General features: G+C 44.7%; 19 protein-coding genes and 2 tRNA genes. 9 read left to right on the top strand and 12 right to left on the bottom strand.

The window, feature by feature from the left end; translation table 11 throughout:
- Positions 1-135 precede the first annotated feature (135 nt).
- A complete protein-coding gene (gene xapA, locus Q0852_RS12605; protein ID WP_299018417.1) occupies positions 136-972 on the top strand; it encodes a xanthosine phosphorylase in 837 nt (278 codons plus the stop codon).
- 101 nt (positions 973-1,073) lie between these two features.
- Here the strand turns inward: xapA and ald are convergent, their stop codons facing one another.
- Complete coding sequence (gene ald / locus Q0852_RS12600) at positions 1,074-2,186, bottom strand: alanine dehydrogenase (protein WP_299018415.1); 1,113 nt, start codon at positions 2,184-2,186, stop codon at positions 1,074-1,076.
- Positions 2,187-2,367: 181 nt separating this feature from the next.
- Between ald and Q0852_RS12595 the strand changes: the two genes are divergently transcribed.
- Positions 2,368-3,564, top strand: coding sequence for an iron-containing alcohol dehydrogenase (locus Q0852_RS12595; protein ID WP_299018413.1), 1,197 nt, complete (start codon positions 2,368-2,370; stop codon positions 3,562-3,564).
- Between the two features lie 33 nt (positions 3,565-3,597).
- On the opposite strand, the gene Q0852_RS12590 is transcribed toward Q0852_RS12595, so the two are convergent.
- On the bottom strand, positions 3,598-4,353 hold the full coding sequence (locus tag Q0852_RS12590; RefSeq protein WP_299018411.1) for an alpha/beta hydrolase: 756 nt from the start codon (positions 4,351-4,353) through the stop codon (positions 3,598-3,600).
- Between the two features lie 23 nt (positions 4,354-4,376).
- A complete protein-coding gene (locus Q0852_RS12585) occupies positions 4,377-4,739 on the bottom strand; it encodes a DUF2784 domain-containing protein (RefSeq protein ID WP_299018499.1) in 363 nt (120 codons plus the stop codon).
- 216 nt (positions 4,740-4,955) lie between these two features.
- On the opposite strand from Q0852_RS12585, the gene Q0852_RS12580 reads away from it, so the two are divergent.
- A complete protein-coding gene (locus Q0852_RS12580; protein ID WP_299018409.1) occupies positions 4,956-6,824 on the top strand; it encodes a methyl-accepting chemotaxis protein in 1,869 nt (622 codons plus the stop codon).
- A 109-nt stretch (positions 6,825-6,933) separates the two neighbouring features.
- Here Q0852_RS12580 and manA read toward each other — a convergent pair whose 3' ends face one another.
- Positions 6,934-8,133, bottom strand: a complete 1,200-nt coding sequence (manA, locus tag Q0852_RS12575) for a mannose-6-phosphate isomerase, class I (RefSeq protein ID WP_299018407.1) — start codon at positions 8,131-8,133, stop codon at positions 6,934-6,936.
- A 271-nt stretch (positions 8,134-8,404) separates the two neighbouring features.
- Positions 8,405-9,625 (bottom strand): sodium/glutamate symporter, encoded by a 1,221-nt coding sequence (gene gltS, locus Q0852_RS12570; protein ID WP_299018497.1) that lies wholly within the window; start codon positions 9,623-9,625, stop codon positions 8,405-8,407.
- A 428-nt stretch (positions 9,626-10,053) separates the two neighbouring features.
- Between gltS and Q0852_RS12565 the strand changes: the two genes are divergently transcribed.
- Positions 10,054-12,057, top strand: a complete 2,004-nt coding sequence (locus Q0852_RS12565; RefSeq protein ID WP_299018405.1) for a methyl-accepting chemotaxis protein — start codon at positions 10,054-10,056, stop codon at positions 12,055-12,057.
- A 175-nt stretch (positions 12,058-12,232) separates the two neighbouring features.
- Positions 12,233-13,135 carry a DMT family transporter gene (locus Q0852_RS12560; protein WP_299018403.1) on the top strand — a complete coding sequence of 301 codons (903 nt, stop codon included), beginning with the start codon at positions 12,233-12,235 and terminating at the stop codon, positions 13,133-13,135.
- Positions 13,136-13,263: 128 nt separating this feature from the next.
- Here Q0852_RS12560 and Q0852_RS12555 read toward each other — a convergent pair whose 3' ends face one another.
- On the bottom strand, positions 13,264-15,156 hold the full coding sequence (locus tag Q0852_RS12555; RefSeq protein WP_299018401.1) for a methyl-accepting chemotaxis protein: 1,893 nt from the start codon (positions 15,154-15,156) through the stop codon (positions 13,264-13,266).
- A gap of 424 nt (positions 15,157-15,580) precedes the next feature.
- Between Q0852_RS12555 and Q0852_RS12550 the strand changes: the two genes are divergently transcribed.
- Positions 15,581-16,201 (top strand): SLATT domain-containing protein, encoded by a 621-nt coding sequence (locus Q0852_RS12550; RefSeq protein WP_299018400.1) that lies wholly within the window; start codon positions 15,581-15,583, stop codon positions 16,199-16,201.
- A 205-nt stretch (positions 16,202-16,406) separates the two neighbouring features.
- Positions 16,407-16,910 carry a peptide deformylase gene (gene def / locus Q0852_RS12545; RefSeq protein ID WP_299018398.1) on the top strand — a complete coding sequence of 168 codons (504 nt, stop codon included), beginning with the start codon at positions 16,407-16,409 and terminating at the stop codon, positions 16,908-16,910.
- Between the two features lie 314 nt (positions 16,911-17,224).
- On the opposite strand, the gene Q0852_RS12540 is transcribed toward def, so the two are convergent.
- Both Q0852_RS12540 and Q0852_RS12535 read right to left on the bottom strand, forming a co-directional pair.
- Entirely contained in the window at positions 17,225-17,524 is a 300-nt protein-coding gene (locus Q0852_RS12540; RefSeq protein WP_299018396.1) for a hypothetical protein, read from the bottom strand.
- On the bottom strand, positions 17,508-18,788 hold the full coding sequence (locus tag Q0852_RS12535; protein ID WP_299018394.1) for an FAD-binding oxidoreductase: 1,281 nt from the start codon (positions 18,786-18,788) through the stop codon (positions 17,508-17,510). The genes Q0852_RS12540 and Q0852_RS12535 overlap by 17 nt, the downstream gene beginning before the upstream one ends.
- Before the next feature lie 188 nt (positions 18,789-18,976).
- On the opposite strand from Q0852_RS12535, the gene Q0852_RS12530 reads away from it, so the two are divergent.
- Entirely contained in the window at positions 18,977-20,011 is a 1,035-nt protein-coding gene (locus tag Q0852_RS12530) for a PotD/PotF family extracellular solute-binding protein (RefSeq protein WP_299018392.1), read from the top strand.
- A 95-nt stretch (positions 20,012-20,106) separates the two neighbouring features.
- Here the strand turns inward: Q0852_RS12530 and Q0852_RS12525 are convergent, their stop codons facing one another.
- The 4 genes from Q0852_RS12525 to Q0852_RS12510 form a co-directional block, all read right to left on the bottom strand.
- Entirely contained in the window at positions 20,107-22,776 is a 2,670-nt protein-coding gene (locus Q0852_RS12525) for a pitrilysin family protein (protein ID WP_299018390.1), read from the bottom strand.
- Between the two features lie 433 nt (positions 22,777-23,209).
- Positions 23,210-23,286 (bottom strand) — tRNA-Asp (locus Q0852_RS12520).
- Between the two features lie 44 nt (positions 23,287-23,330).
- Positions 23,331-23,421, bottom strand: a tRNA-Ser gene (locus Q0852_RS12515).
- Between the two features lie 237 nt (positions 23,422-23,658).
- On the bottom strand, positions 23,659-24,915 hold the full coding sequence (locus tag Q0852_RS12510; protein ID WP_299018388.1) for an adenylosuccinate synthase: 1,257 nt from the start codon (positions 24,913-24,915) through the stop codon (positions 23,659-23,661).
- A gap of 179 nt (positions 24,916-25,094) precedes the next feature.
- On the opposite strand from Q0852_RS12510, the gene Q0852_RS12505 reads away from it, so the two are divergent.
- Positions 25,095-25,982 carry a LysR family transcriptional regulator gene (locus Q0852_RS12505; RefSeq protein ID WP_299018386.1) on the top strand — a complete coding sequence of 296 codons (888 nt, stop codon included), beginning with the start codon at positions 25,095-25,097 and terminating at the stop codon, positions 25,980-25,982.
- Positions 25,983-26,167: the final 185 nt, after the last annotated feature.

Here is a 26,167-nt window from a genome sequence, read left to right as displayed (position 1 = left end):
ACCAGAGTGCTCACATTCTCACCAAACAACCGTTCTTTTTTTGCTGACAAACATGCTTTTTTTAGCGATTTTTCGCGAACAATAGTGAAGCTAAAGTGAAGGCCTGACCCAAAGAAGTATCAAAAGGTAACAGACATGCATAACGATCCAGTTAAAAACGCCCTTACCACCATTCAGGCTCGTAAACCCGGTTTCCAACCAAAAGCGGCTTTCATTTTAGGTTCCGGCCTAGGGGTGCTGGCCGACGAGCTAAAAGGCAAAACAGTCATCCCTTATGAAGAGCTGGATGGCTTCCCGGTAAGCACGGTTGAAGGTCACTCAGGCGAGCTGGTACTTGGCACCATGAACGGTGTGGATGTAGTTTGCATGAAAGGTCGCGGACACTACTACGAACACCAGACAATGAAAGTAATGACTACACCGGTTCGCACGTTTAAAAAACTGGGCTGTGAATTCCTGCTGGTAACCAATGCGGCTGGCTCCCTCCGTCCTGATAAAATTGATGTTGGCTCTCTGGTGATCTTCCATGACCACATCAACACCATGCCGGAGTCACCGATGACAGGCGCAAACGATAACGAATATGGACCTCGCTTCTTCAGCCTGGCTAATGCTTATGATAAAGAGCTACGCAAAGAAGCATTTAGCGTCGCCGAAACGGAAGGTATTAACGTCAACCCGGGCGTCTTTGTTTCCTATACCGGACCGAATTTCGAAACCGCTGCCGAAATCCGTATGATGCAAATCATGGGCGGCGATGTTGTTGGTATGTCTGTTGTTCCGGAAGTGATCTCTGCCGCGCATTGCAGCTTACCGGTACTGGCAATCTGCGCGATCACCAACATGGCGGAAGGACTGAGCGATGTTAAGCTGTCTCACGAACAAACACTAAAATGCGCCAAACTTGCTGAGGCCGATTTCATTCACCTGATCAAGGCATTCATGGGTACGCATTTTAAACCGGCTGAATAACAGTAGAATCACTGACAATTTAGTCTGCTAAGAGCCTTTTATGCTGTCGGTTTGATGATCATTTTTGAACAATACCGACAGCAATTCCTCGACCAATACAGTTACTCAGTGAACTCATTGAATGCCTTATATCGGGACAACATTTGCAATCCTTCAGCTACCGGACGATAGGTAATATGTCCGCAGTGAGTATTTACTCCCTTAGCAAATCCTTTATCAGTCCTGAGAGCGGTAAGGCCCTCTGATGCTAAGCGAATTATATAACCTAACGTCGCGTTGGTCAGGGCGATAGTTGCTGTTCGCGGATAAGCGCCGGGCATATTTGTCACACAGTAATGTGTCACTCCATGCGTTTTATAGACAGGCTCAGAATGCGAGGTTGGTTTTGAAGTTTCAATACAGCCTCCCTGATCGATACTGACGTCAACAATCACACTCCCCGGCTGCATTGAAGCCACCATCTCTTTTGTCACCAGATGCGGTGCCCTGCCCCCCGGATGCAATACACTGCCAACCAGCAGATCTGTATCAGGTAATTCGCAGGCAATAGCCTCCGGTGATGATAAAGCCACCCTGTGATTTTCCGAACGGCCCTGCTGCAAAGCACTAAAACGCTCTTTATGACGGGTAAAAATCACCACTTCACTACCGATTCCGTCAGCAACTTTTGCCGCGTGACGACCAACCACACCGTCACCCAAAACGACAACCTTACCATAACGCTGACCTAAAACTGTCCCCAACTGCACCCCTTTCCCATCGGCAAACTTCGCCAGGTAATAACTGCCGATTGTGACGGCCATATTGCCGGCAACTGCACTCATGGGAGCAAGCAATGGCAGCCTGCCGTTCTCATCCTCAACGGTTTCGTAACCGATCGCCGTGGTACCTGCCTTTAAAAGAGCTTCTGTCAGAGATGGGGCAACACCAGCCAAGTGCAGATAGGTAAACAGTACCTGTGATTTCAGGTAAGGATATTCACTCTCTAGCGGCTCTTTGATTTTAACCACCAACTCGCTGTTCCAGGCCAGTGCAACATTGACAATCTGACAACCGGCCTCCAGGTATGCTTCATCAGTAAAACCGGAACCCACTCCGGCACCCGACTGCACTTTCACAACATGCCCGGCACCGACCAGTTGTTTGGCTCCCTGAGGCGTCAGCGCGACCCGGTTTTCTCTGTTTTTTATCTCCTTGATGACACCGATATCCACTGTGGCTTCCCCTTGTCATATCCGTCAATGCATTGAGTGTAGTTCGGAAATTACTGTGCACTGTTGAGCAAAAAAGACAATGCAAGAAACGTCGGTGCGATCTCATTAAAATATGAAGCATGTCTAATACATGAGCCACTTCAACTCATATAATCAAACATCTGTTTAAAAGGATTTTAATATGTTGCTATACAAAACAATCATAGGCATCAACAAACAGCTCAACAAACTGGTCAATATCCCGTTTACTCAACTGGAATCAGGCGCAGACAGCCTGACAAAAGCCGGAGAGTTAATGTCATCGGTCGGTGCGAAAAAAGCCATGATCGTAACAGGGCGATCCAGCTCAATGGCTATCATGCCGCAACTATGCGAATCACTGAAAGCGCATGATATTGATTATGCAATTTTCAATCAGGTCATGCCGGATCCGACTATTGCCACTGTGGCAAATGGTGCAGACTTCTATAAACAATTTGAGTGTGACTCAATTATCGCCATCGGTGGAGGATCGCCAATTGACTGCGCCAAAGTCATCGGTGCCAAAGTGGTCAAAGACAGACCGGTGCGAACTATGGCCGGTAAACTGAAAATCAGAAGAAAGCTGCCGCCATTCATGGCTATTCCGACAACTGCCGGAACAGGCTCTGAAGCGACTGTCGCCGCGGTTATTACCGATCCTTCAGCACAACAGAAGTTTGCCATCATCGATCCTGTACTCCTGCCGGATTTTGCTATTCTTGACCCCAGGCTAATGACAAGCCTGCCAGCAGCGATGACAGCTGCAACCGGAATGGATGCCCTTACCCATGCCATCGAAGCTTACATCGGCACTTACCACACAACACTGAGTGATAACTACGCCACAGAGGCAATACAAAAGATTTTCACCAACCTGCCAATAGCTTATGAAAACGGTCAAGACCTCAAGGCCAGAGAAGAAATGGCGTGGGCATCTTACGAGGCTGGCTGTGCTTTTACCCGGGCATTTGTCGGCTATGTCCATGCTATTGCCCACCAACTTGGCGGGATGTATCACATACCCCACGGACAAGCTAATGCTGTACTGTTGCCAAGCGTACTTCGCCTCCTGCAACCATATTGCAGACAAAGATTAGATAAGCTGGCTGATATCATTAGCCAGAAAGGCGGCAACGCATTTATTGAGGCGGTGAGCAATCTCAATAAACAACTAAATATCCCTGAAGGTTTTAAGGAACTAAAAGCCGAAGATATTCCGCTGATAGCTAAACGGGCTTTGGAAGAGGCTCACGGTACATATCCGGTTCCCGGTTATTTAAGTCAGAAGCAGTGTGAACAGCTACTTCATTCCTTACTGATTGAAGAAGTGGAAAAAGAAGACACAGTGACAGCGTAACAACCGAATACACAGTTCATAAATTCATAGACTTCAGTCTAACGCCTGTTTTAAACCTTCCACATAGGCGGGGTACGTCGAGATGGTATTATGCCCCGCTCCCTTAATCACAAATACCGCCTCCAGTTGCTCACCAAAACGCTCTACCAACTTCTCGCTTCTGGCTCTGGGGATCACCCTATCGTCTTCAGCAATAAAAATATAAGTCGCAGCGGTTATATCTTTTACTCGTTCCGACGAGAGATATTTGTCTTTTATCAGCAAGGATACCGGAAACATCCAATAATGATCTTTTGCGACATTTTCAATACTGTCGAACGGCGTCACCAAAATCAGCTTATCTACCTTCAGGTTCGCCGCTACATATATTGCAACGCCGGATCCCAAACTACGCCCCATCAGAGAGACTGATTCATGTTGCTTGCTTATGTGCTTAAATATCTCTTTAGCATCACTATACAACGCCTGCTCTGTAGGCTCTCCGGCATTATCGCCATAACCACGGTAAGGAATAAGATAGATACTATATTGCGGCAGGACCTGCTCAAAAAAAGGAATATTGTCTTCAATGTTTTCGGCATTACCACCGTAGTAAATCAGCCCCTTCGGCAAGCCCGCATTAAGCACCCAGCCTTTAAGCTTCATGCCATTCACCAAAAAACTGATACTATCCGCCTCATATGACTGCCGTGCCGGTTGCGGGAAATAAAGGAACTTTCGCTGCAAAGAACAGAAGGTCAGCGAAAAAACCACATAAATAGCCACCAGAGCAATCAAAAAAATTTTCATCACTGCCACCTTCTCCCTATGGCTTAAAGCTTAGGCTTCACCATAAACGTATAATAAACGAACGCATATATACCGAGATTAATCGCAACAGCAACAATACCTAACACAATCTGTACATTAAAACTCAATTGCTCTGGATAGATCGCTGGAATAATGTAGTGCTCAACAAATCCGTCGGAATACCCTTGTTCACCGGCAGCTCTTCTTAGCTGATTTTCCAGCGGAGTTAACGGGCAGATCCAGCCCTTGAAGCTGATCAATGACACCCATACCGCAGCCGGAATATGGACAAAAACAAACAAACGCCGCCACATCACCAGCAAACCGCCCAGCAAGGCAAAAATAATAAACAGCAGGTGTACCACAACAACAAGATCAGCAAGAATGCGATAAGTCAGAACAAGCCCCTTTATATGGGAGTATTACAAGAAGAATAGCAGAGTTGTATTTGGAGCAATTGAAGATAACTGCGAACAAAAATCACACGGTCTGTTGAAATCAAAACCAGAAAACTCGTGAATCAATTGAACATATTGAATAAATTATGTGAATAGCCATTCAACCACTTATACTCTAGCAAAATATCCAAATAAAATATAATTATGATAAAGAAAATTAATATCTTCTTTGCCGTTACGTTGGCTGTGCTACTCATTATCTCAAGTGTGATTTCCTTTAATTTCCTTGATAGCTGGAAAAACAAAAACATCCAGAAAGCGAATAATGAAACAGTTAAAATTGTTACGGAAACATTCGATTCTAAGCTTGCTGAAATGCAACGTCTGACCACACAACTCGCTTCCATGCTACCAGTTAAGCAATGGGGAATCAGTTCTTCAGACATGCTGAAGAGATTTAAGAAGACCATTGCCATCAATTCGGCAATCAAAGACCTGTACGTAACGGATCTGACCGGACAGGTTTTCAGCGGACAGGAAGGCGGTTATGTCGACAAAGATGTTTATGATCCCAAACGGATGAATAAGAAATGGTATTTCTCTATTGTGGAAAATCATCAATCTTTCTATATGTCAGATCCACGAGTCAATATTTCAGGTGACTTAATTTCTGTGCTGGCAGCCCCTCTCTACGAGAATGGTCAACTTGCCGGCACCTTGTCTATAGATATTAACCTCAGCAAAATTATGCCGGAGCTGAACCAGGAGTACGCAATTACAGATAAACGTGGACAGGTTCTGCTAACAGACGCGACTACGCATGATTGGGTTGAGAAAAATATTTTTGAACTAAGACCAGAATTCAAGCATGTAAATCAAACACCTTATCTTTATACAAATCCCAAAGGAGATGCTTTCAGTGTTTCCAAGCAGGCTATTAATAAGCATTTTGACTTGTATGCCTTTACGTTACAAAACGATGCAATAGCCATGCAGAAGAGTCTGTTTACCGGATTGATATCACTACTCGTCTTTGTTGGCGCTTTGCTTTCTGCAATCGTATTTATTGTTGTTCGCCGTGAAGTAAACAATAACCTCGGGGAAGAGCCGGAAGCCCTGGCCGGTAATATTCAGATGTTTGCTGAAGGCAACATCACATCCGTACAATTCAATAACAGTGGTTTGATTTCCAAATCGCTCGGTGAAATGCAGAATAACATCCTGAATATTGTCACCTCTGCAAACAATGCCATGGATGATCTTTACCGAAATCAGGATCAAATTAATCTAATCATCCAACAAAATACGGATAATACAGATAAAGAAGTTGCTGATATTGAGCAGATTGTAGCAGCCGCTACAGAGCTATCTGCAACAGCATCCGAATTGGCACAAAATGCTGTCGATGCAGAGACTGCCACAAGTGCAACACTACAAGTTATCAATAACAGTGACGTGGTATTAAAGCGCTCTGAAACCATTTCGAACCAGGTCAACCAGTCGATGCAAGAGTCAGCAACTGTTGTAAATGAATTGAAAGAATACTCGACTCAAATCAGCTCAGTTGTCGATGTAATTAATTCGATTTCTGATCAAACGAACCTGTTGGCATTGAACGCGGCGATTGAAGCTGCCCGGGCCGGTACACATGGCCGCGGTTTCGCTGTTGTTGCTGATGAAGTTCGAGCACTGGCCGCCAAAACACAAAGTTCGACTGTAGATATTCATGAACTGATCACCAAACTTCAGGAGCAATCTGAAAAAGCAGATTCGTTCATGGTGAATAGTTCGACTCTGGTCGGGGAAGCTCAAACGATTTCATCAGAACTGAATACGGCGTTTAAAGAGATATCTCATCACGTAGAGTCTATTTCAAGAATTAACGCCATGGTTGCCACTGCATCTGAAAAGCAGTCATCTGTCACTCAGGATATTTCGCAAAGAATGGAAGGCATTAACAATAATGTTCACCAGAACCTTAACAATGCACACGAAACAAGTAATGCAAATAGCGAAATAGCGAAATTAACTGAAAGAGTTCAAAAGGATTTATCCTTCTTTAAAACCGAGTAACACTATTACATATAAACAAAGCCAGCCAGATTACAACGTCTGGCTGGCTTTTATTTTCTCTGCTATATCAACAAACAGCGCTTTAAAGCTTTATTTAGTCAAACGCAACTTAGTTATAGGCGCGAGCAAAACGACCGGCTGTGCTTGCTTTATAACTGCCAGCATCAGCAGGGATAAACACTGATTCGCCTTTTTCCAACGTCAGAGTTTCACCGTTAGCATGAGCCACAGTCAATGGTGCATCAACCGCCAGCAAAATTTCTGCACTTGCCGGCTTCAGCTCAGTCTCCTGAACCTTGTTATATACGCTGAACTTAAAGTCCGGCACCGGGATCGGGTAATGCAGACCGCCCTCAGATTGTTCAGGCGCAAGAAGCAAAGTATCTACCGGCATTGGAACAAACCGAGTATTCGCCACCAGCTCAGCAACATCCATATGCTTTGGTGTTAAACCGGCACGAAGGACGTTGTCTGAGTTTGCCATGATCTCCAGACCTGTACCTTTGATATAAGCATGAGGTGTACAAGTATCGAGGAACATTGCTTCACCCGGTTGAAGCATCAGCACATTCAGCATCAGCGGCGAAAATAAACCGATGTCACCCGGGTACTGCTCTGATAGTTCAAGGATCAGTGCGAACAGTTCATTTGCTTTATGGTGTTCAGCATAAGTCAGCAAGCCGTTAAGAGCAGCGTCTTTTACTTCACCCTGTAGTGACAACATAGCTTCAAAGAAACAGCGCAGACCCGATTCATTCTGATCGGCTTCCAGAGCAGATACAAAATATTTCAGTTCAGCAATTTCCAAAGCACTGAACAGGCTGACGATGTCAGCAAATTCACGGAAACCGTTCATTGCCTGATAAGGCGTCAACGCATAAACCAGCTCAGGTTTATGGTTAGGATCTTTGTAGTTACGATGACCGGCACTCAGAGGGATTCCGGTTTCTTCCTCTTTAGCAAAACCGACTTCAGCCTGTCCCTTACTTGGGTGAACCTGAATTGATAACGCTTTTTCAGCAGCCAGAACTTTAAACAGATAAGGCAATTCACCAAACTGCTTTTCAGTATCTTCACCCAAAATTGCCGTCTTATCACTATCAATGAAGTCAGCCAGACGACTTTCATTTCCTGCTACGTCGATTTGAGAACAACCGTTAGGGTGCGCCCCCATCCAGATTTCAGCCTGAGGTTTGCACTTCGGGTTGGCGATACCAAACAGAGACTCAATCGATGTGATGCTCCCCCACGCATAGTCTTGAATAACATTGCGCATAGGAAAAAAGTATGAAGATATAGAAGTGGTCATTATTTTACCTTTATATAAAATACTGACCGCATAATATTTAGTACCATGGGATCAGTACCTAACTGGATCATAAGCGCACCCAATAATTAGCTACGCTCTATAACAGATACAGTTTTTTAAATAGTCTCTTGCTAGACCATTAATGGTAGGTAAAATAATGTATTGATAAAATTGGAGAATTTCCTAGCATAGCTAGGAGAATTTCCTACTTTAAATATAAGACACAATTACGATGAATCATGAAATACAATTAAGTATTAATATATTCAAACTAAAAGTTTGCCAAGAAATAAGGAATCACCAGCGCATTCACTAAGTCGATAAAGAAAGCGCACACCAGCGGCACAATAATGAATGCCAGATGCGAGTTGCCGTAACGCTGGGAGACCGCAGACATATTAGCCATTGCGGTCGGTGTTGAGCCAAGGGAAATGCCACCAAAACCGGAACAGATCACAGCCGCATCATACCCTCGTCCCATCGCCGGAAAAACAATAAGAAGGTTTACCAAAACAGCAACTACAAACTGTGCGCCTAAAATAGCAAAAATCGGCCCTGCCAGATCCACCAGTGTCCAGAGCTGCATGCTCATCAACGACATTGCCAGAAATGTACCCAATGAAATATCTGCGATTAATGCTACTGCAGGTTTACGTGAAGGCCACTTTGTACCGGAAACCCGTGGGTATGATTCAGGCATCAAGTTGGTGATCAAAATCCCAGCGAACAAGCAGGTAACAAACAAAGGCAATTGTACAATATCTTCAATAGACTCATTAATAATGAAGCCCAAAATCATGCAGATATGGATAGCCAAAATAGCGTCCAGAAAATCAAAGCCGGTGATTTTCCCCTCTTCGGCTTCTTCTGAAACCCCGACATCCAGCTCTTCTTTATGATCAGGTTTAAGGTCATAGCGATTGATGAGGAACTTGGCAATTGGCCCGCCCATCAGACTCGCCAGAATCAAACCAAAGGTGGCGCAAGCAATCCCAATCTCCATGGCATTTTGGATACCATAATCTTCTGATATCCGTGGAGCCCAGGCAATAGCCGTTCCGTGACCGCCAATCAGGGAGACACTCCCGCCCAGCATCCCCACCGGCGTATCCAGTCCGAATAGCGCAGCAACACTGATACCTGTCAGGTTCTGGATAATCATATAGCCGATGGTAATGGCAAGCAGAATAATGAGTGGGACACCACCCTTGAGCAAATCCTTGAAGCTGGCGTTTATGCCAATCGTTGTGAAGAAATACACCAACAACACATCCCGAGCCTTGAGGTTGAACTCAATTTCTACTCCGGAGATGATAAAGACCAGAGCAATCAAAACTGAAAACAGAATCCCGCCGGTAACAGGTTCAGGGATACTGAACTCCCGTAAAGGCGTAAACATGTGGTTCAGCCTTCGTCCGACAAACAGGACGATAATCCCCAAAGTCACTGAAAAGAAAGAGTCGATACTCAAGATTCCGCTAGCCCAATCCATCTCCATTACCGCCCCTCCATCGTGACTAGTCGTTAGTTTGTCAGATCACATTTGCAAATCCATTTGCGCATATGATGTTATTTATTAGCACAGATAACTCAATAAGCAATTCATCCTGCTTGGGTGTAATAAAAAGCCAGCTATATACCTAAGCTATAACACTTTCTCTGAACTACAACTTACCCCATTAACATTAGTCGACGACAGCAAGGACAGCAGCTCCAAATGCTGCTGGAATGCGTATTTTACCATCATGCTATTTCTCCCTGACAATCGTATATGCGCACAAACAATACGATACTGGATACTTATGCATTTCGTGGTATACTATTTACATTATCAATAAATTGGTAATACAAGATTTCCAGGAGATCGCTTTCTCTCTCCACCTCAGCGATTGCTGATACAGTTATATGTGAATTCGGGTTATGTTCTTTAGAAAATTCAGAAAAAGCAAAATTGCTGAAAGGGATATCAATAACAGTTCAGAAGTCATCAAAGTTATTGAGTGTAAATTAAACGAAATCGAACCTAAGCTGACCGCGTTCAAAGAACAGCTTCCCTCTTTTAACACTGTTTTAGTCTTAGGGTATGTGCCAACCCATATTAACCTGAATGAGGTTAACAGAAGCGTTTCACGGCAAATACAAGGGAACGTTATTCTGACATCCACAGCCGGCGAGCTTTCTTCATCACAATCGCCTTTTTACTCTAGCTCACAATCAGACACAATCGTCCTTCAACTTTTCTCCCAACAGCTGATTGCTTTTTCTCAACCCCATTTAATTGAACTGCCTTGCAGCGATATTAAACAAGGAAAAATTAAGCTAACAGACTCACAGCGAGTTGAGCATCTGACTCGACAGCTGAAACGAATCCACATCAACAAAAACTTAAACGCTGAAAACATGTTTGCTTTCACCCTGGTGAACGGTTTAACAAACAGTGAAGACTGGCTGATGGAAGCCATTTATGAGTCAGCATTGTTCCCGATTCCGTTCGTTGGCGGTTCGTCAGCAGGTAAGCTGGATTTCAAATCGGCACCGTTCCATGACGGCAAGGCGATACGCAATGAACACGCCATCTTTATTTTCGTCGAACTGCAGCCTGAATTTGATTATCAGCTGTTTAAAACCCAGAATTTTATGCCGGTCAGTGACTCCTGGTTTATTGCTGACTCCTGTTCTGCCACAAGAAAAGTAAAATCATTCATCAACCCTAAAAATAAGGAGCTGACAACACCGACGTCAGCTTTAAGCCAGTATTTCCGCTGTTCTCAGGATAAACTGCCAGACGTTTTATCTGACTATACGTTTGCAACGAAAATAGGTGGTGATTATTTCATTCGTTCAATATCAGACATTGATTTGAAGAACCAGGAAATCAGCTTTTTCTGTAACACGCCATTGGGTACCGAATTACACCTGATGAAGCGAACCGACTTTGTCGAGCAAACCGAAAAAGACTATACATCTCTACGTCGCCGTCATGGTGAGCCTGTAGGCGGGGTCTTCTTCGATTGTATTTTGCGCCGTTTGCAAAACAGTCATTCTCTTTCCAACCTAACCTGTTTTAACAACTTTCCGGCAGCCGGATTTTCGACTTTCGGCGAACTGCACGGTATCAATATCAACGAAACCCTCAGTGCGATTCTCTTCTACAGAAGGGAAAAAACACAGCAGCTGTCTCATGGTTCGTTTGCCTTAGATTACAGTAAATACTCTCTGTACAATAAAGAGTTACGCTCTATGGCACAGCGTCTGCTTATTAATATTCAGGACGATATTATTAAGGAAAACATGAAGACGATGGATGTAGCAAAAAGCTCGACATCGTTAACTAATGACGCATTGACGGCGATTGAGTCTATCAGCTCAAACTCCATTGAACTAAACAAAGATCTGGGTCAGTTCACCAACCTCATTCATACACTGGCCAGTGAAGCCAATTCTCTGACTGATGATGTCAGCGCCGTGAATGACGATGTTGCCAGCATCAGTGAGATACTGTCGATCATCAACAAGATCGCTGATCAAACTAACCTGTTAGCGCTGAATGCCAGCATTGAGGCTGCACGCGCCGGTGAGTTCGGCCGAGGATTTTCCGTTGTTGCGGATGAGGTACGCGGTCTGGCGAAAAACACTCAGGATTCACTGCATAACTCCAATGAAAATGTGTCAGGCCTGATCAAGCGCATCAAGCAGATTTCAGGCGTGATTATAAAACTCTCTGAACAAATGGATTCCACTTCGCAGAAAGTTGAGCTGATACAAGGCGCGATGGGTAATATCAATCAAAGTGCGATTGATACCGTGACATTCCTGAAGTCCAGTAATGAAATCACCAATGACCTGCACCAGATCGGTGAAGAAACAATTAAACACGCCACATCAATTTCGATCATGCGTAATCAAATTAACGCGGAGGAATAACTTCGCAGCTAAGAACCTTCACCAAAATTAAAGCTCATCGCTATCCATTTTCTGTTCTGATTTTGGGAATCGGATAGCGATGGTTTTTCGGGCAAGGATTAACTTGAATCTTGCCCTCACAAGAGGATAATCAGCCGCTTATTCTCTCTTGTTGCCGGATATATTTTTAGCTCCCATGACCTCAACTCTCAACCAACATATCCCTGTCGGCGTGCGTTTTATGCTGCTCTCGGCGCTGGGATTCGCCCTGATGACCGCTTGCGTTAAGCTGGTCAGCACCCACGGTATTCCCGTTTTTGAAATCGTCGCTGCGCGTGCTTTTGTCTCACTCGTCATCAGTTATCTGGATGTCAAACGCAAGCGACTGTCAGTCTGGGGAAACAACAAAAAACTACTGTTTCTACGAGGGATTATCGGAACCAGCGCGTTAATGTGTGTCTACTATGCCGTTACCAGCCTGCCACTGGCAGAGGCCACAATCTTGCAGTACTTCCATCCGGTTTTCACTGCTCTGCTCGCTGTACTGTTTCTCAAAGAGCGTATCCAGCTCTCGTCCATCATCTGCATTGCGCTGTGTCTACTGGGCCTGTATACCATCGTTCACCCTAGCATCAACGTGAGTAACTCAAACGAGTTACCATTATTTAGCGTAATGATTGCCCTCTTGGGTGCCATGGCCAGCTCGGTGGCTTATGTTATCGTCAAAAAGCTCAGCAAAACCGAAGACAGCTCTGTGATTATCTTCTACTTCCCATTGGTGGCCTTACCCACCTCGGCGATGCTGATCGGCGACAATTTCGTGATGCCGGACCTCTACCTGACCGGATTGCTGATCCTGGTCGGTTTATTCACTCAGGTCGGCCAATTGGGACTAACCAAAGCCATGCAAACCCAGGATGCGAGCAAAGCTTCGGCCTACTCCTATGTCCAGATTATCTTCTCGGTCATCCTCGGTATTATGTTGTTTCAGGAATACCCAGCCTTCGAGACCTATCTCGGCGGTGGCCTGATTGTTGCCGGCGCGCTGGTCAATATGTTCGGCGCAAAATGGCCCAATAAGAAAACAAGTACAGCCTAAAGGAAGCTTAGGGTGAGGTTACAGCTCGTCACTTTACTATAGTGAGCTTTCAAAACAGAAAACTAAAAAGGGACAGGCTCCACTACGGAACCTGTCCCTTTGATTACGTATATTAGTTCAGACTGACACTAAACCTTAAAACGCTGGATCAGCACCTGCAGGTTTTCACCCAGTTTCGCCAGTTCTGCACTTGAAGCAGATGTCTGCTCAGAAGCGGCCGCCGTTTGATCTGCCACTTCCTGAATCGCATTCACGCGAACATTCACATCTTCTGCCACACTGCTCTGCTCACGGGAAGCGGTCGCAATCTGCATATTCATGTCATTGATGGTGCTAGACTCATTGGTAATAACGTCCAATGACACATTCACCTGCTCAGCCATATCCACCATTTGCTGCACCTGCGATTGGCTGTTTTGCATTTCATCAACGGCACTTACTGTTCCGGATTTCAGGGTATTAATCATAGTTTCGATTTCAACCGTTGAATCCTGGGTTTTTTGTGCCAATGAACGAACTTCATCAGCAACAACCGCGAAGCCACGACCAAACTCACCGGCACGTGCTGCTTCAATTGCCGCGTTCAGTGCCAGCAAGTTTGTCTGATCAGCGATGCTCTTAATCACATCCAGTACAGAGGCAATCTCTTCGCTATTGGCGCGAACCTGATCGATAGCCTGAGCAGACTGCTCAACATTATCAGCCAGCGTACGCATTCCCTGTACTGTATCTGCAACCAAACGGCTGCCCTTCTGCGTTTCCTCGTAAGCCTGTTTTACTGCATCCGACGTCATGTCGGCACGAGTGGCCACATCCTGCGTCGTCGCATTCATTTCTGTCATCGCAGTGGCAACCTGCTCAATATCCCCGCGCTGGGCATTAACCCCGACACTGGTCTGGGTGGTTACTGCCGACAACTCTTCAGAAGCTGTCGCAATCTGGTTAATGCTGTCAGACAGACCAGCAAGAATTTCACGTAATGAAAGTACCATTGCCTGCATAGCCGCAAAAAGATCACCAATTTCATCTTTGCGATCATTGTTCACATCAACGGTTAAATCGCCATTAGCGATACGCTGAGTTATCCCCACAGCTTCCTGTAGTGGCAGTGCAATCTGACGCGAGATCAAAACACTAACAGCAACACCAGCAATGATTGCCAGCATAGCCAATACAGAATTGAGCGTGTCTACCCTACTTATATCAGCAGCCAAGTGTTTTTTCTGAACGCTTCGCGCTTCATTAAGCAGATCTTCAGCCTTGCGGGCCTGAACCAACATATTTTCATTGGCCTGCTCCATTTTTTGCTGCGTCACCAAGTAATTACTGAATGCCTGCTCATACTGACTGATAGCTGAAACAACCTGGTTAACTCTCTGCTCACCAGAAGCCGAGTGGCTTTGTGCTTTCACATCAGCCAATAGTTGATTCATATTGCGGATATGCTTCTTAACCGCTTCAGCGAACTTATTATCCAAAGTCACAATGTAGTTCTTCTCTGCGCGGCGAGCTTCAAGCATCCACTTGATCATACGGTTAGCGGCATCAGCAATTTCAACCGCCCAGCGAATTTCATTCGGGTTTGCATTGGCATTAAGTAGCGCTTCAAATGACGTTTTCTGATCGATACGGATCTCTGTCAGCAAAGTATCAACATCCCGTGCTTGCTTGCGCATCTCACCTGACGCTGCATTCGCCTGCTTTTTAAGCTCGGTGAATTGCTTGAATTCCTGGTGATAAGTACGTGTAACATCAATCACCTGATCAAGAGTTGATAGTTCCTGCTGATTGCTGATCCCCTTTTTGGCCTTCGCCACAAGGGCATAAATGCCTTTTACCGCATCATCAACACCACTTTCCGATTGTGCAGTATCACGCAGAACATAGTTTTTTTCGTTGATCCGGGCTTCCTTGATCAACTTCACCATACGGTTTACATCGTCAGCGATGCGGACATCTTCACTTAATGTTGAAAACCCCATCAAGCCATTTAGAGCAACAAAAGCAGTCAACAGCAACACTGAGCCAAAACCTATTGTTAGTTTTGATCCAACTTTCAAATTTCTGAAATTTAACATTTTCACCTGGTTATTATTTAAAGATTTTCCAGACAATCCCTGCCTAAATATCCGTACAAAACCACATCTCGAATCTTACTTTTTAAACAGCGACCGAAACCAAAAAATATAGAGAATAACATCCGAAAACAATTTAAAGAAATTTTCAGAAATAACTTCCCTTTAATAGTATAAAAGCTACCCACTTCACAAACATGCATTTGACTCCTTTGTTATTTATCCAAGGAAAATAACAACCAGGTTGCAGTAAACTAAATGTATATAATATTTATGAGAGTTAAGTTTCTTATATTTAACCTCACTCCCTCCTACTCCTGAACTAGGCTATATTTTATTCATCCGAATCTTTTTCATTAAGTGTGTGATAATGAGCTTAAAAGAGAACCTGATAAAAGAGATAACAGATACTAAGGAAAGAATGCTGATGGCCGCTTACAGCCATCATGCCCGCTATCGACACTGGCACCGGGTGAATCTAATCCTTAATATCACCATTGGGATCCTAGGAGGGGTAACAGGAGGAAGCCTACTAGCGCAGAATGGCTTTATTACTGGCTTCATTGCTTTTATTGTCGCAATTCTGGCTTCCATCGCTGCCATCATGGAACCGGCTAAACACGCAGAATCAAGCAAGACTGCCTATAAAATGCTGAAGATTTTATCCAGTAAGCTTGATGCATTACGTGACGTTCACCTGATTCAAATTACTGATGATGATAAAGAAGAGTTATTCAGAATCACCGACCAATTTCTTAATATTCGGGAAGCCCGTGATAAAATGCTGGAAGATGCTCCTGTTCCCAGCCCTGACGATCTTGAAAAAGGTCGTGAACGTTATAAATTATTCGAAGCTGATATTTCTGATATTCCAATTCCACTATTTCCTGAAAGTGCCGAGAGCCAGCAATTAACAACAAAGCCAAATAAAGAAGATGTAAAACAAGAAAATAAAAGCATTGATGACAAAAAACAAAAGACAGGCAATTAAACAAAGCCTCAACAGAGGCTTTGTTTTTATATTTAGGAAACACGAGAACAAAATCAAATAAAATATATTTTTATAAAAGTCACTTTATTCTAATTATCCTGTCCTTCCATTAATGAACTTTATCGACTGGTATCAGTAGCAAATTTAAGGTACTTTTACCGATAATATTCCTGATTTTAAATTCATTACAATAAGGCAAGGTGACATGGCAGTATTAGATATACTTACCATTCCAAACCCAAAGCTTAAGGTTCAAACTACTGAAGTTAAAGACATTAGTACAGTGCAATCACTAATTGAAGATATGCTTGATACTATGTATCACACTGACAATGGTATCGGCTTGGCGGCTCCACAAGTTGGTCGCTCTGAAGCCATTATCGTTATTGATATCTCTCCAGAAAGAAATGATCCGCTAATTTTGGTTAATCCGAAAATCATCAGTGGCGAAAATCCGGTTTTAGGTCAGGAAGGCTGCCTGTCTGTGCCCGGCTATTACGCAGACGTCGAACGCTTTGAAAAAGTAAAAGTGTCGGCTTGGGATCGTGAAGGCAACAGCATCGAGATTGAGCGCGACGATTTTCTGGCTATTGCGATGCAACACGAAATCGACCACCTTAAAGGTAAGCTGTTTATTGACTACCTGTCACCATTAAAAAAACAGATGGCACTTAAGAAAGTAAAGAAGCACGTTAAATCAGCAGTATAAATAATTAGAATACTCCCCTGAGAGTCAGTCAGAGATAAAAAAAGCGACCGACAGCAGTTAGCTGAAGGTCGCTTTGTACCAGAGAAATCGATGCCCCTGACAATCCGAAATGTTTGTCACGAACAGCTTCCGTATTGTCTCAAAGCTACGGGTACATCCATCCCTCAAAGAGGTAAAGCATACGAAGGTAACTAGGATCAGCCTTCACTGCTTCAAATTGTTAGTTCAGCTCATCACCTCGACCAGGAAATTTTGGTGTCCCCCGAAACTCACACCGAGGATCACTGCGCCTAGCACATTATTGATGTCGTTCATCAATAACAATAGCGCTTATCTGAACCTTTGCCTGTCTTTTCACCAATAATTAAATTTTCCGAAATTGATGAACCCAGCATGCTCTTAAGAGCCTTCCAGCTCTTTGTCATAACTTTTCGGATAAAAACAGGAAATGATGCCAGATAAACTCCTCCCCTTACATCATGAGGCTTTGAGCTTTTTTTGAGGGGGATTTTTGAGCAAAGCAGCAGTTTTTTAAGATAAGAGAAAGGCGGCCAGAAGGCCGCCCTTAGAATTTTGATCTCACTATAAATAAAGCAATTAGCTTCCCAACGCATCTTCCAGCTTGGCTTTCCAGATAGCCATCGCCAGTGCAGGCGTACGCAAGATCTGCGGCGTCGGGATCCAACCCTGTTTAATTTTGGCGAACACATCAAAGCGCTCAGCATTACCAGACATCGCCTCTGCCACCACCTTACCGGCAATATTCGTCAAGCCGACACCATGACCGGTATAACCATGCGCGGTATAGATATCATTACCCAAATGGTCAATCTGCGGCATGTAGGAACGGGTAACAGCGAACAGACCACCCCAGTGATATTCCATCTTCACATCAGACAGCTGAGGGAACACCTTGATCATACGCTGGCGCAAACGCTCCATTGAATCGCTGTATTCACCGTTGAAAGGATGGTTTACACCACCAAACAGGATCCGACCATCCGGTGTCGGACGGTAATAATCCAGGCAGTTATTCAGATCCGACATCGCCATCATATTGCTGATTGGCTGACGGTCACCCAATTGCTCGGTCACTGCAATATAAGAAGCAACCGGCAGCACTACACTCTGTGCTTTGCGATCCAGTCCATCCAAATAAGCATTACAAGCAAGAAGTACCTGCTTAGCCTTCACGCAGCCTTTTGCTGTATTAATAACATGAGGCTGACCCTTTTGAATTTTTACCGCCGCACTATTTTCATACAATGAAGCCCCCAGCTCCATCGCCGCTTTAGCCAGACCCAGGGTGTAATTAAGCGGGTGCATGTGGGCACTATTAGAATCGTATAAGCCACCCAAGTAACGTTCTGTATGGGCAACCTCATTGATCTTATCTTTGTCCCACCAGCTTGCACTTGGGTAGTTATAACGGGTCTGCTTAAGCTCAAGCCATGACTTTAGCTCTTTTTCCTGGCTATTTTTCAACGCCAGCTCGATGTAACCTTCCTGGAAGCCACAATCGATATTAAATTTCTGAATGCGATCACGAGCAATATCGACAGCTTCACATGACAGGTCCCAAAGCTGCTTGCCCCATTGCGGACCGTAAGTTTCATCGACTTCACGCAAACCAAGGCAATAACCAACCAGGCATTGGCCACCATTTCGGCCGGAACCCGCCCAGGCCAGGCGGTTTGACTCCAGTACGACCACTGAATAACCTTTCTGGCGCAGTTCAATGGCTGCACTCAAACCTGTCATACCCCCGCCGATAATACACACATCAGCTTCAACCTCTTGATCTAATTGAGGCTGTTCAGCTAATGGGTTAATGGTCGCCTGATAATAACTATCGATATATTGACTGTCTTTGGACATTCCGATTGCTCACAAAAAATACATGGACAAAAAAACGCGCGCATGGTGTCACGGGTTCATATATTAGACAAGTAATTTATTAACGTGACAGATATCAAATTTATGAGTTCTCGACTTTGACAGACGTATAGCCCCCCCTATGATTCGCCTTCAATTCTGACTTTACCAGTCGATAGGACGACGCAGTAATGAATAAAATTCTTAAAGGGGTGAGCACACTAACATTCGCACTATCAGCATTTAATGTTTCGGCAGCAAATGATGTGCTTAACGTTTACAACTGGGCTGAATATATGCCTACTGACGTTCTGAAAGCTTTCGAGAAGCAATATGACGTCACCGTTAATTACTCTACATTTGAAAACAACGAAGGCATGTATACCAAGCTAAAACTGCTTGATAACAAGGGCTACGACGTTGTTTTTGCCTCTACCTATTTTATCGAGAAGATGGCCCGCGAAGGGATGCTGGCTAAAATCGATAAAAAGAAAATTCCTAACTTAGCTGACGTTTATTCAGGACTACTGGGACAGGAATTCGACCCTAAAAATGATTACTCTCTTCCTTACGTCTGGGGTGTAACCGGCATTTCCTATAACGCCGATATGGTTAAGCACGGCAAGGTAACCGGCTGGAAAGATTTGTGGAACAAAGACTTTGCCCTTCAGGTAATGCTTCTTGATGATGTTCGCGATGTTTTCGGTATGGCACTAAAAGCACAAGGCCACAGCATCAACACCACAGATGAGTCAGAAATCAAGCAGGCTTATGAATACCTGCTGAAGCTACGTCCAAACATTGTGGTCTATAACTCAGATGCACCACATGTCCCTTATGTAACGGGTGAAGCAAGCGTTGGTATGCAGTGGAACGGTAATGCCTACCTTGCCAAACAAGAAATGAACGAGCTGGAATTTGTCTACCCGACCGAAGGTTCAATCCTGTGGATGGATAACTTTATCATTCCTGCCGGTAGCGAAAACAAAGTGCTGGCACACAAGTTTATCGACTTTATTTACCGTCCTGAAAACCAGGCAAAGATTGTCGAAGAATTCGGCTTCCCTGCACCTAACAAGAAGGCAAAGAACTTCTTGCCAAAAGAGGTACAGGAAAACCCTATGATCTTCCCGAAAGACGAAGATATCAACAAGGGTGAATTCACCAACGATGTGGGCGGCGCTGTACGTATCTACCAGAAATACTGGCAGCTACTGAAGAGCTAAAAGCCACAAAAAACAAAAGAAAGCCCCGATAAATAAAGTTTCCGGGGCTTTTTTAATCAGTCATTCAGAACTTATTTATCATGAGCCAATAAAGATCATACCGCTGTTTTACGATCTTTGGGTGTCAGCATCGCTTCCATCTGCTGGGTCTGTTTGCCTATCAGGCGTTCAGCCAGCGCATTGACTTCATCCAATTTCAGAGTCGATATGATTTGCTCAGGATGAAGCACCGCTTGTGGATCGGCATCAAACAGCAGATAACTGCTCAGCATCCGAGCTTGTTCATGGGCATCCGTAAGCCCTGACTTAAGATCTGCCGCCAACTGAGATTTAGCAATATTTAATTCAGCCTCTGTAAAACCTTTTCTTGCCTTCTCAATAACTTGATTAGTGCTTTTTCTAACAGCTTCCAGCTTATCCGGCGAGGCATTAATATTGAATTCCACAATCGCCTGTCCGCTGCCATCAAACCAGGTCAGGTTAACATAAGGGTCATAACTCAAACCTTCAGCATTACGAAGCACATCAAAGTATCTTTTATTCAGTAAACGATAGACGAGATCGACGGTAAACCTGTCCCGAGTCGTCTTCGGCTCACCCTCTGACATCAGGCTAAACAGGTAATTAACTGTGTTATCGACCGCTTCTGGAACTTCAATTGACGCAACGGAGACTTTAGGGCTGGTTTTGTAATCAGTAACAGGCGTTGCCGGCTCCAGTGAAATACCACCAATGTAACGCTTGATCAAACCGGCAAATTCTTCTGATGAAATGTCTGCACTCACCACTAGCTTAAAATTGCGGTTTTTCTTCATCAATAAATCGACAACCGCCTGAACCTGAACTGGCTCAACCTGCTTATAATCCGCTCCTGTCATCACCTGATACGGGCTTTCCGATGGAAATAATGTACCAACAAGGCGTCTGACAAAGATCCCTTGTGGAGATGCCAGCCAGTTATCCTGTTTAATAGCCAGCTCTTTACGAACAGAGACAAACTGTGATTCGTCCAGCCTTACAGACGTCATCGCCTGATACAATACGGATAAAGCAAATGGCAATTCATCTCTGGATGTATCACTGTAAACACCATGTGAGGTCGGCCATACCACAGGCTCTAGATACGTATTATGACGTTGCAGCAACTTATCAAAATCTGTGGCACTGATGCCTGCTAATCCACTACGTGCAAATACAGCATCAACCATGTCACCAGCATGACGAAGCTCTGGCGGTAATGCAGCCAAACCTCCTGAAGACATCATATAAAGAAATACATTATCTCCGGCTTCCGGCATCTGTCTTAACCAAACTTCAATACCATTCTCCAGCATCCAACGATGCAAGGTCGGCTCAATAGCGGTATAGGAGGCAATCTCACCGCCTTTCTCCGGCGATGGAAACTCATCTGAAGCTGATGCCCCAGAGACTAACATCTTTCCGGAAGCCGCAAGCTGCTCGCTGAACAATGAATATGACTGTTTAGCAGGTTCAGAATTTCCTTCCCTCGTATACACAAATACCGACTTAGCTTCAGACACTAGGTAGTCTTTGATTGCCTTGTCCAGTTGCTTCTTACTAAGCCTTTTCACAAATTGCTGCATCTGATAACGAGCAGCCTCTTTGTCCAACAATGTATAATCATCAATCAGTGAATAAAGACGATCTTCGGCGTAATCAACAGCATTCTTATTTAACCAATTGGTATCCAGATTATTAATATCATTTTGCCAGGTTTGTCTGATCGTGGTCAGCTCAACGTTACTGACCCCATGATCACGTAGAGAAGCCAGCTCTTCAGCAACAAACTTCTGCGCGGGTAAACGATCTGATTCGGTAAACTCAGCAACGATGTAACCAAAATAACGATTAATAACCAGCGATCGATCAACGAAAATATTAAGTAACGGAGCCTGAGTTTCCATCCGACGATCATTCAGGCGTCCCGCAATCGCCTGCATCACGGTTTGCTCCATCAGCATCGTCTGATAGTTTGATTCTGTCGTTACCTGACGATCACTGAGCTCTGTCAACAATGCCAACGCAGGCTGCTGACCCGCAGAACCTGATACAAACAGCGGCTCAGTTTTCAGTGGCGCAATACCTTTTTTGTCAGTACTTGATGCTGCCAGCTCAGACTTACCTGCATTGTTTGTTTTTGAACCAAAATACTTAATTATCATAGGTTCAAGCTGTTTACGATTGATATCACCGCTAACAATAAGCTCTGTTTTTTCAGGCAAGTAATTCGCCCGATAAAACGTCATCAGACTTTCACGATCGAGCTTTTTAATATTTTCCTTCGTACCAAGCACCTCACGCCCTTCGTACTCACTACCTTGCAGAAGAGCTTCGAAAACTTTCAGATCTGCTGATTTGTCATCCAGCTGCGCAAATCGAAACTCACCTAGCACAGCCCCTTTCTCATTTTCAATCAGAGCCGGATCTAACGTTAACTTCCCGGTAGCGATATCACTCAGCCAGGTAATTGCACTTTCAATCTTTTTATTATTTGGAAGGTCGATTTGATAATGAGTTGTTTCATGACTGGTGTAAGCATTTAAATCATTACCGAACGAAACGCCAGCTTCCGCAAACATCTCTTCAACCCGCTCAGCACCAAAACTCTCCCCACCAAGTAGAGCCATGTGCTCTAGAAAGTGCGCATAACCAGCCTGAGCAGCAGTTTCATTCACCGCTCCAGTATGAACCAAAAGACGAAAGGAGACTTTTTCCCCATCAACAGAACGCAGATGATATTGCATTCCATTTTCCAGGAGCCCCTGAATCCATTGGTCATCCGCTTGTAACTGTTGCGGCTCTGATGCTCGCTCACAGGCAACGAGCATTACTGTGGCAAGTATAACGCCCCAAAATCTAACTAACCTTTTTATTTCCATATTAAAAACCTGCAAGCACAACACGTTAAGACAATGAAATTATTGGTAATTTAATCAACAACAATATTCATCGCACAAATAATCCAGATAGTTTTATCAGTTTTGAACGGTGTTTTAAAGCAATTAAAAAACTTTTCTTTAGTACGAGTGAGTTTGCAGGTAAGAGTATCTAAATCAGAGATTTCCCGACCTAAATAGAAAACGCTATAAGTCAGGATGGCTAAAGAAAAGGAGTCGCGAATGGAAGCGGAAGTTCCATACAAAAAAGGCTTAGTCTCTCGACTAAGCCTTCATGTAGTGGCGGAGCGGACGGGACTCGAACCCGCGACCCCCGGCGTGACAGGCCGGTATTCTAACCAACTGAACTACCGCTCCAATTCTGTGTGAAGCCCGATGTTAAACATCCAACTTCTAGAATGTGGCGGAGAGATAGGGATTTGAACCCTAGATACGCTACAAACGTATGCCGGTTTTCAAGACCGGTGCTTTCAACCACTCAGCCATCTCTCCGTAAGTGCTGCGAATAATACGCAGCACTTCGGTCATTGTAAATAGGCAATACATCCAACCGACCAATAAACAAGCACTTTCACTGATTTTTTTATAGTTTTACACGTTTGAGGTAAAAATAAGGCCTAATGGCTCATTAATACTACTCATAAGACTGCCTATTTTAAGTGAAGTATAAAGACAAACAGGCTGACCATTACTGGCCAGCCTGAGTGCTTCCCTAGGTATTGTGAGCAATTAACGATTAATCATTTGCTCACGCTCAGGACCTACCGAGATCATTTTGACCGGTACACCCATGAGTTCTTCAATACGCTGTACGTACTTCTGCGCTGCAACTGGCAGGCTTTCAAAAGTACGGCAGCTAGTAATGTCTTCTTCCCAACCTTCCATCTGCTCGTAAACAGGAGCCAGTTCCGCAGTCTGTGGCCAGATTGGGTTTTCGCTGTGATCACCATCGTAAGCAACACAGATTTTCAGATCCTTCATACCGCTCAGGCAATCCAGTTTAGTCAGCGCCACTTCTGTAGCAGCCTGCAATTCCACGCCATTACGAGTCGCAATCGCATCGAAATAACCCATATCACGAGGACGACCAGTTACCGCACCGTACTCGTTCGCGGCTTCACGGAAATTATCCTGCTCTTCCATCGCCGTAATCAAAGTGCCGGTGCCGACTGATGAGCTAAATGACTTAGCAACTGCTATCACACGTTCTGGGTGCAATGCCGGCAAACCACTACCGATACCTGCGTAGGCTGCTGTTACGTTGGATGAAGTCGTCCATGGATACTCACCATAAACCAGGTCACGGCCAGCACCTAACTGAGCTTCGAATAGTAGGTTTTCATTTTTGGCTTGAAGTGCTTTTAGTGGCTCACTAACGTTACAGATAGCATCGCGCCATGGTTCAGACACTTCCAGCAGCCACTGGGTCATCTCTTCGGCAGTCTGAGTAAACTCAAATGATGGGTACAGAGCCTTAAGCTGCGGCAGTTTCCAGTCCAACATGAACTGAATACGCTCACGCAGTACTTCTGGTTGCTTCAGCCAACCAACCAGAATGCCTTTTTTCATTACGCGGTCGCCATAAGCGGGCGCTATGCCCTGACGTGTCGAACCGTAAGCACCATCACCTAAGCGCTCTTCTTCAAGGGTGTCTTCAATAGCGTGGAGTGGAAGACAAAGTGTCGCGCGGTCTGAAATTCGCAGTTTAACGTTAACGCCAGCCGCTTTTACTTCAGCGATTTCTTCAGATAATGGGGCCGGGCTGATCACCATACCAGGGCCTAGCACCGCAATACAGTCTGGATTAAATACGCCGCTCGGAAGCTGGTGCAACTTAAATGTACCGAAGTCGTTAACTACAGTATGACCCGCATTGTTACCGCCCTGAAAACGGATACTTGCCGATGCGCTATCTGCTAAATAGTCAACAATACGGCCCTTACCTTCATCACCCCAGTTAGCACCAACAACAACGATAGACGACATGATTTAATCTCCTTAAAAGCAATGCCCATATCCTATGCTCAGCTTTGGAATAAGAAAAATTAATAATCGTTATAGCCCTGATAAGAATCTCATATGGGATTATTTTGCCAAAAGCGTAGAATGACGCGAGAACACATTCATCTCGCGACCTGAAATCTGCATTCATAAACAGGAATTCCATGCTCGATATCCACTGGCTCAATACCTTCGTGACCCTTGCCCGACTTGAACATTTTGGTAAAACGGCCAATGAGCTTCATATGACCCAACCTAATGTTAGCCTTCATATCAAGCAGCTAGAGCAGACAACTCGGGTCAAGCTCATCGAACGCAATCCTTTCAGGTTAACTCAGGCTGGTGAACGCTTACTCCAAAGTGCGCAGAATACCTTGATGGAGCTACAGATCTGCCAAGCTGATCTCAATGCCATCAACGACCTGTGCCAAGGAACCCTGACTATAGCAGCCAGCGATATCATCTCCCGGTTACTACTAATAGGCCCATTCCAGTTGTTTAAGCAGGAATTTCCGGGCATTGACCTCTCCCTGCTAAACACCACCTCTTCGCAGGCGGCCGAGCTAGTCAAAAGTGCCAAGGCGGACTTAGGCTTCGTAATGGCGCAGAAGGAAAGTCAGCCTCTACATTTTACTGAGCTTCAGCAAGTCAAATGGTGTGCCCTCGGTGACGGGCTCAAGGAGTGGCAACAAGGAAAATTTGGCGACAACAACGAAGAACCGACGCTGATCCTACTCGGTCACGATACCCGAACACGGGATCTGATCGATTCAGCCTTACCCAAGCTGAATCTACCGAAATATCGAGTAATGGAAGTCGGCAGTGTCGATGCCCAGATAGACTGGGCGGAAGCGGGGTTCGGGGTAGCCATTGTTCCAGAGTTCTCACTACACCCAAAACTTAACCTGCAAACAGCGATTTCGCCCTTGCCAGAATTTCCAACCACCAGCCTAGGTTATATCGTCCGGCAAAATCAGGTCTTATCAAGAGCGATCAAACAGCTACTTCATTGGGTTGATGAAGAAATTATTAGTTCACAACGGGTGAAATGAGTGACAGCGTTAGCAAGCTATCTAACACCTGTTCTCGCAAGCTTTAGACGCTTTACTAACATTGCGTTTAATCAGCCTCTAACCAATGTGATCGTGTAACGGCCAAAGGGGCTACCTAAGTTTAAACTAACTAAATTTATAGTGTGAAAACGCAAAATTCGAGCACTATAAGCAAAATAATGTTA

This window comes from uncultured Photobacterium sp., assembly GCF_947502415.1.
GTDB lineage: Bacteria > Pseudomonadota > Gammaproteobacteria > Enterobacterales > Vibrionaceae > Photobacterium.
Note: the sequence above shows the minus strand (reverse complement) of the source record. Positions and strands in the feature narration are given on the sequence as shown.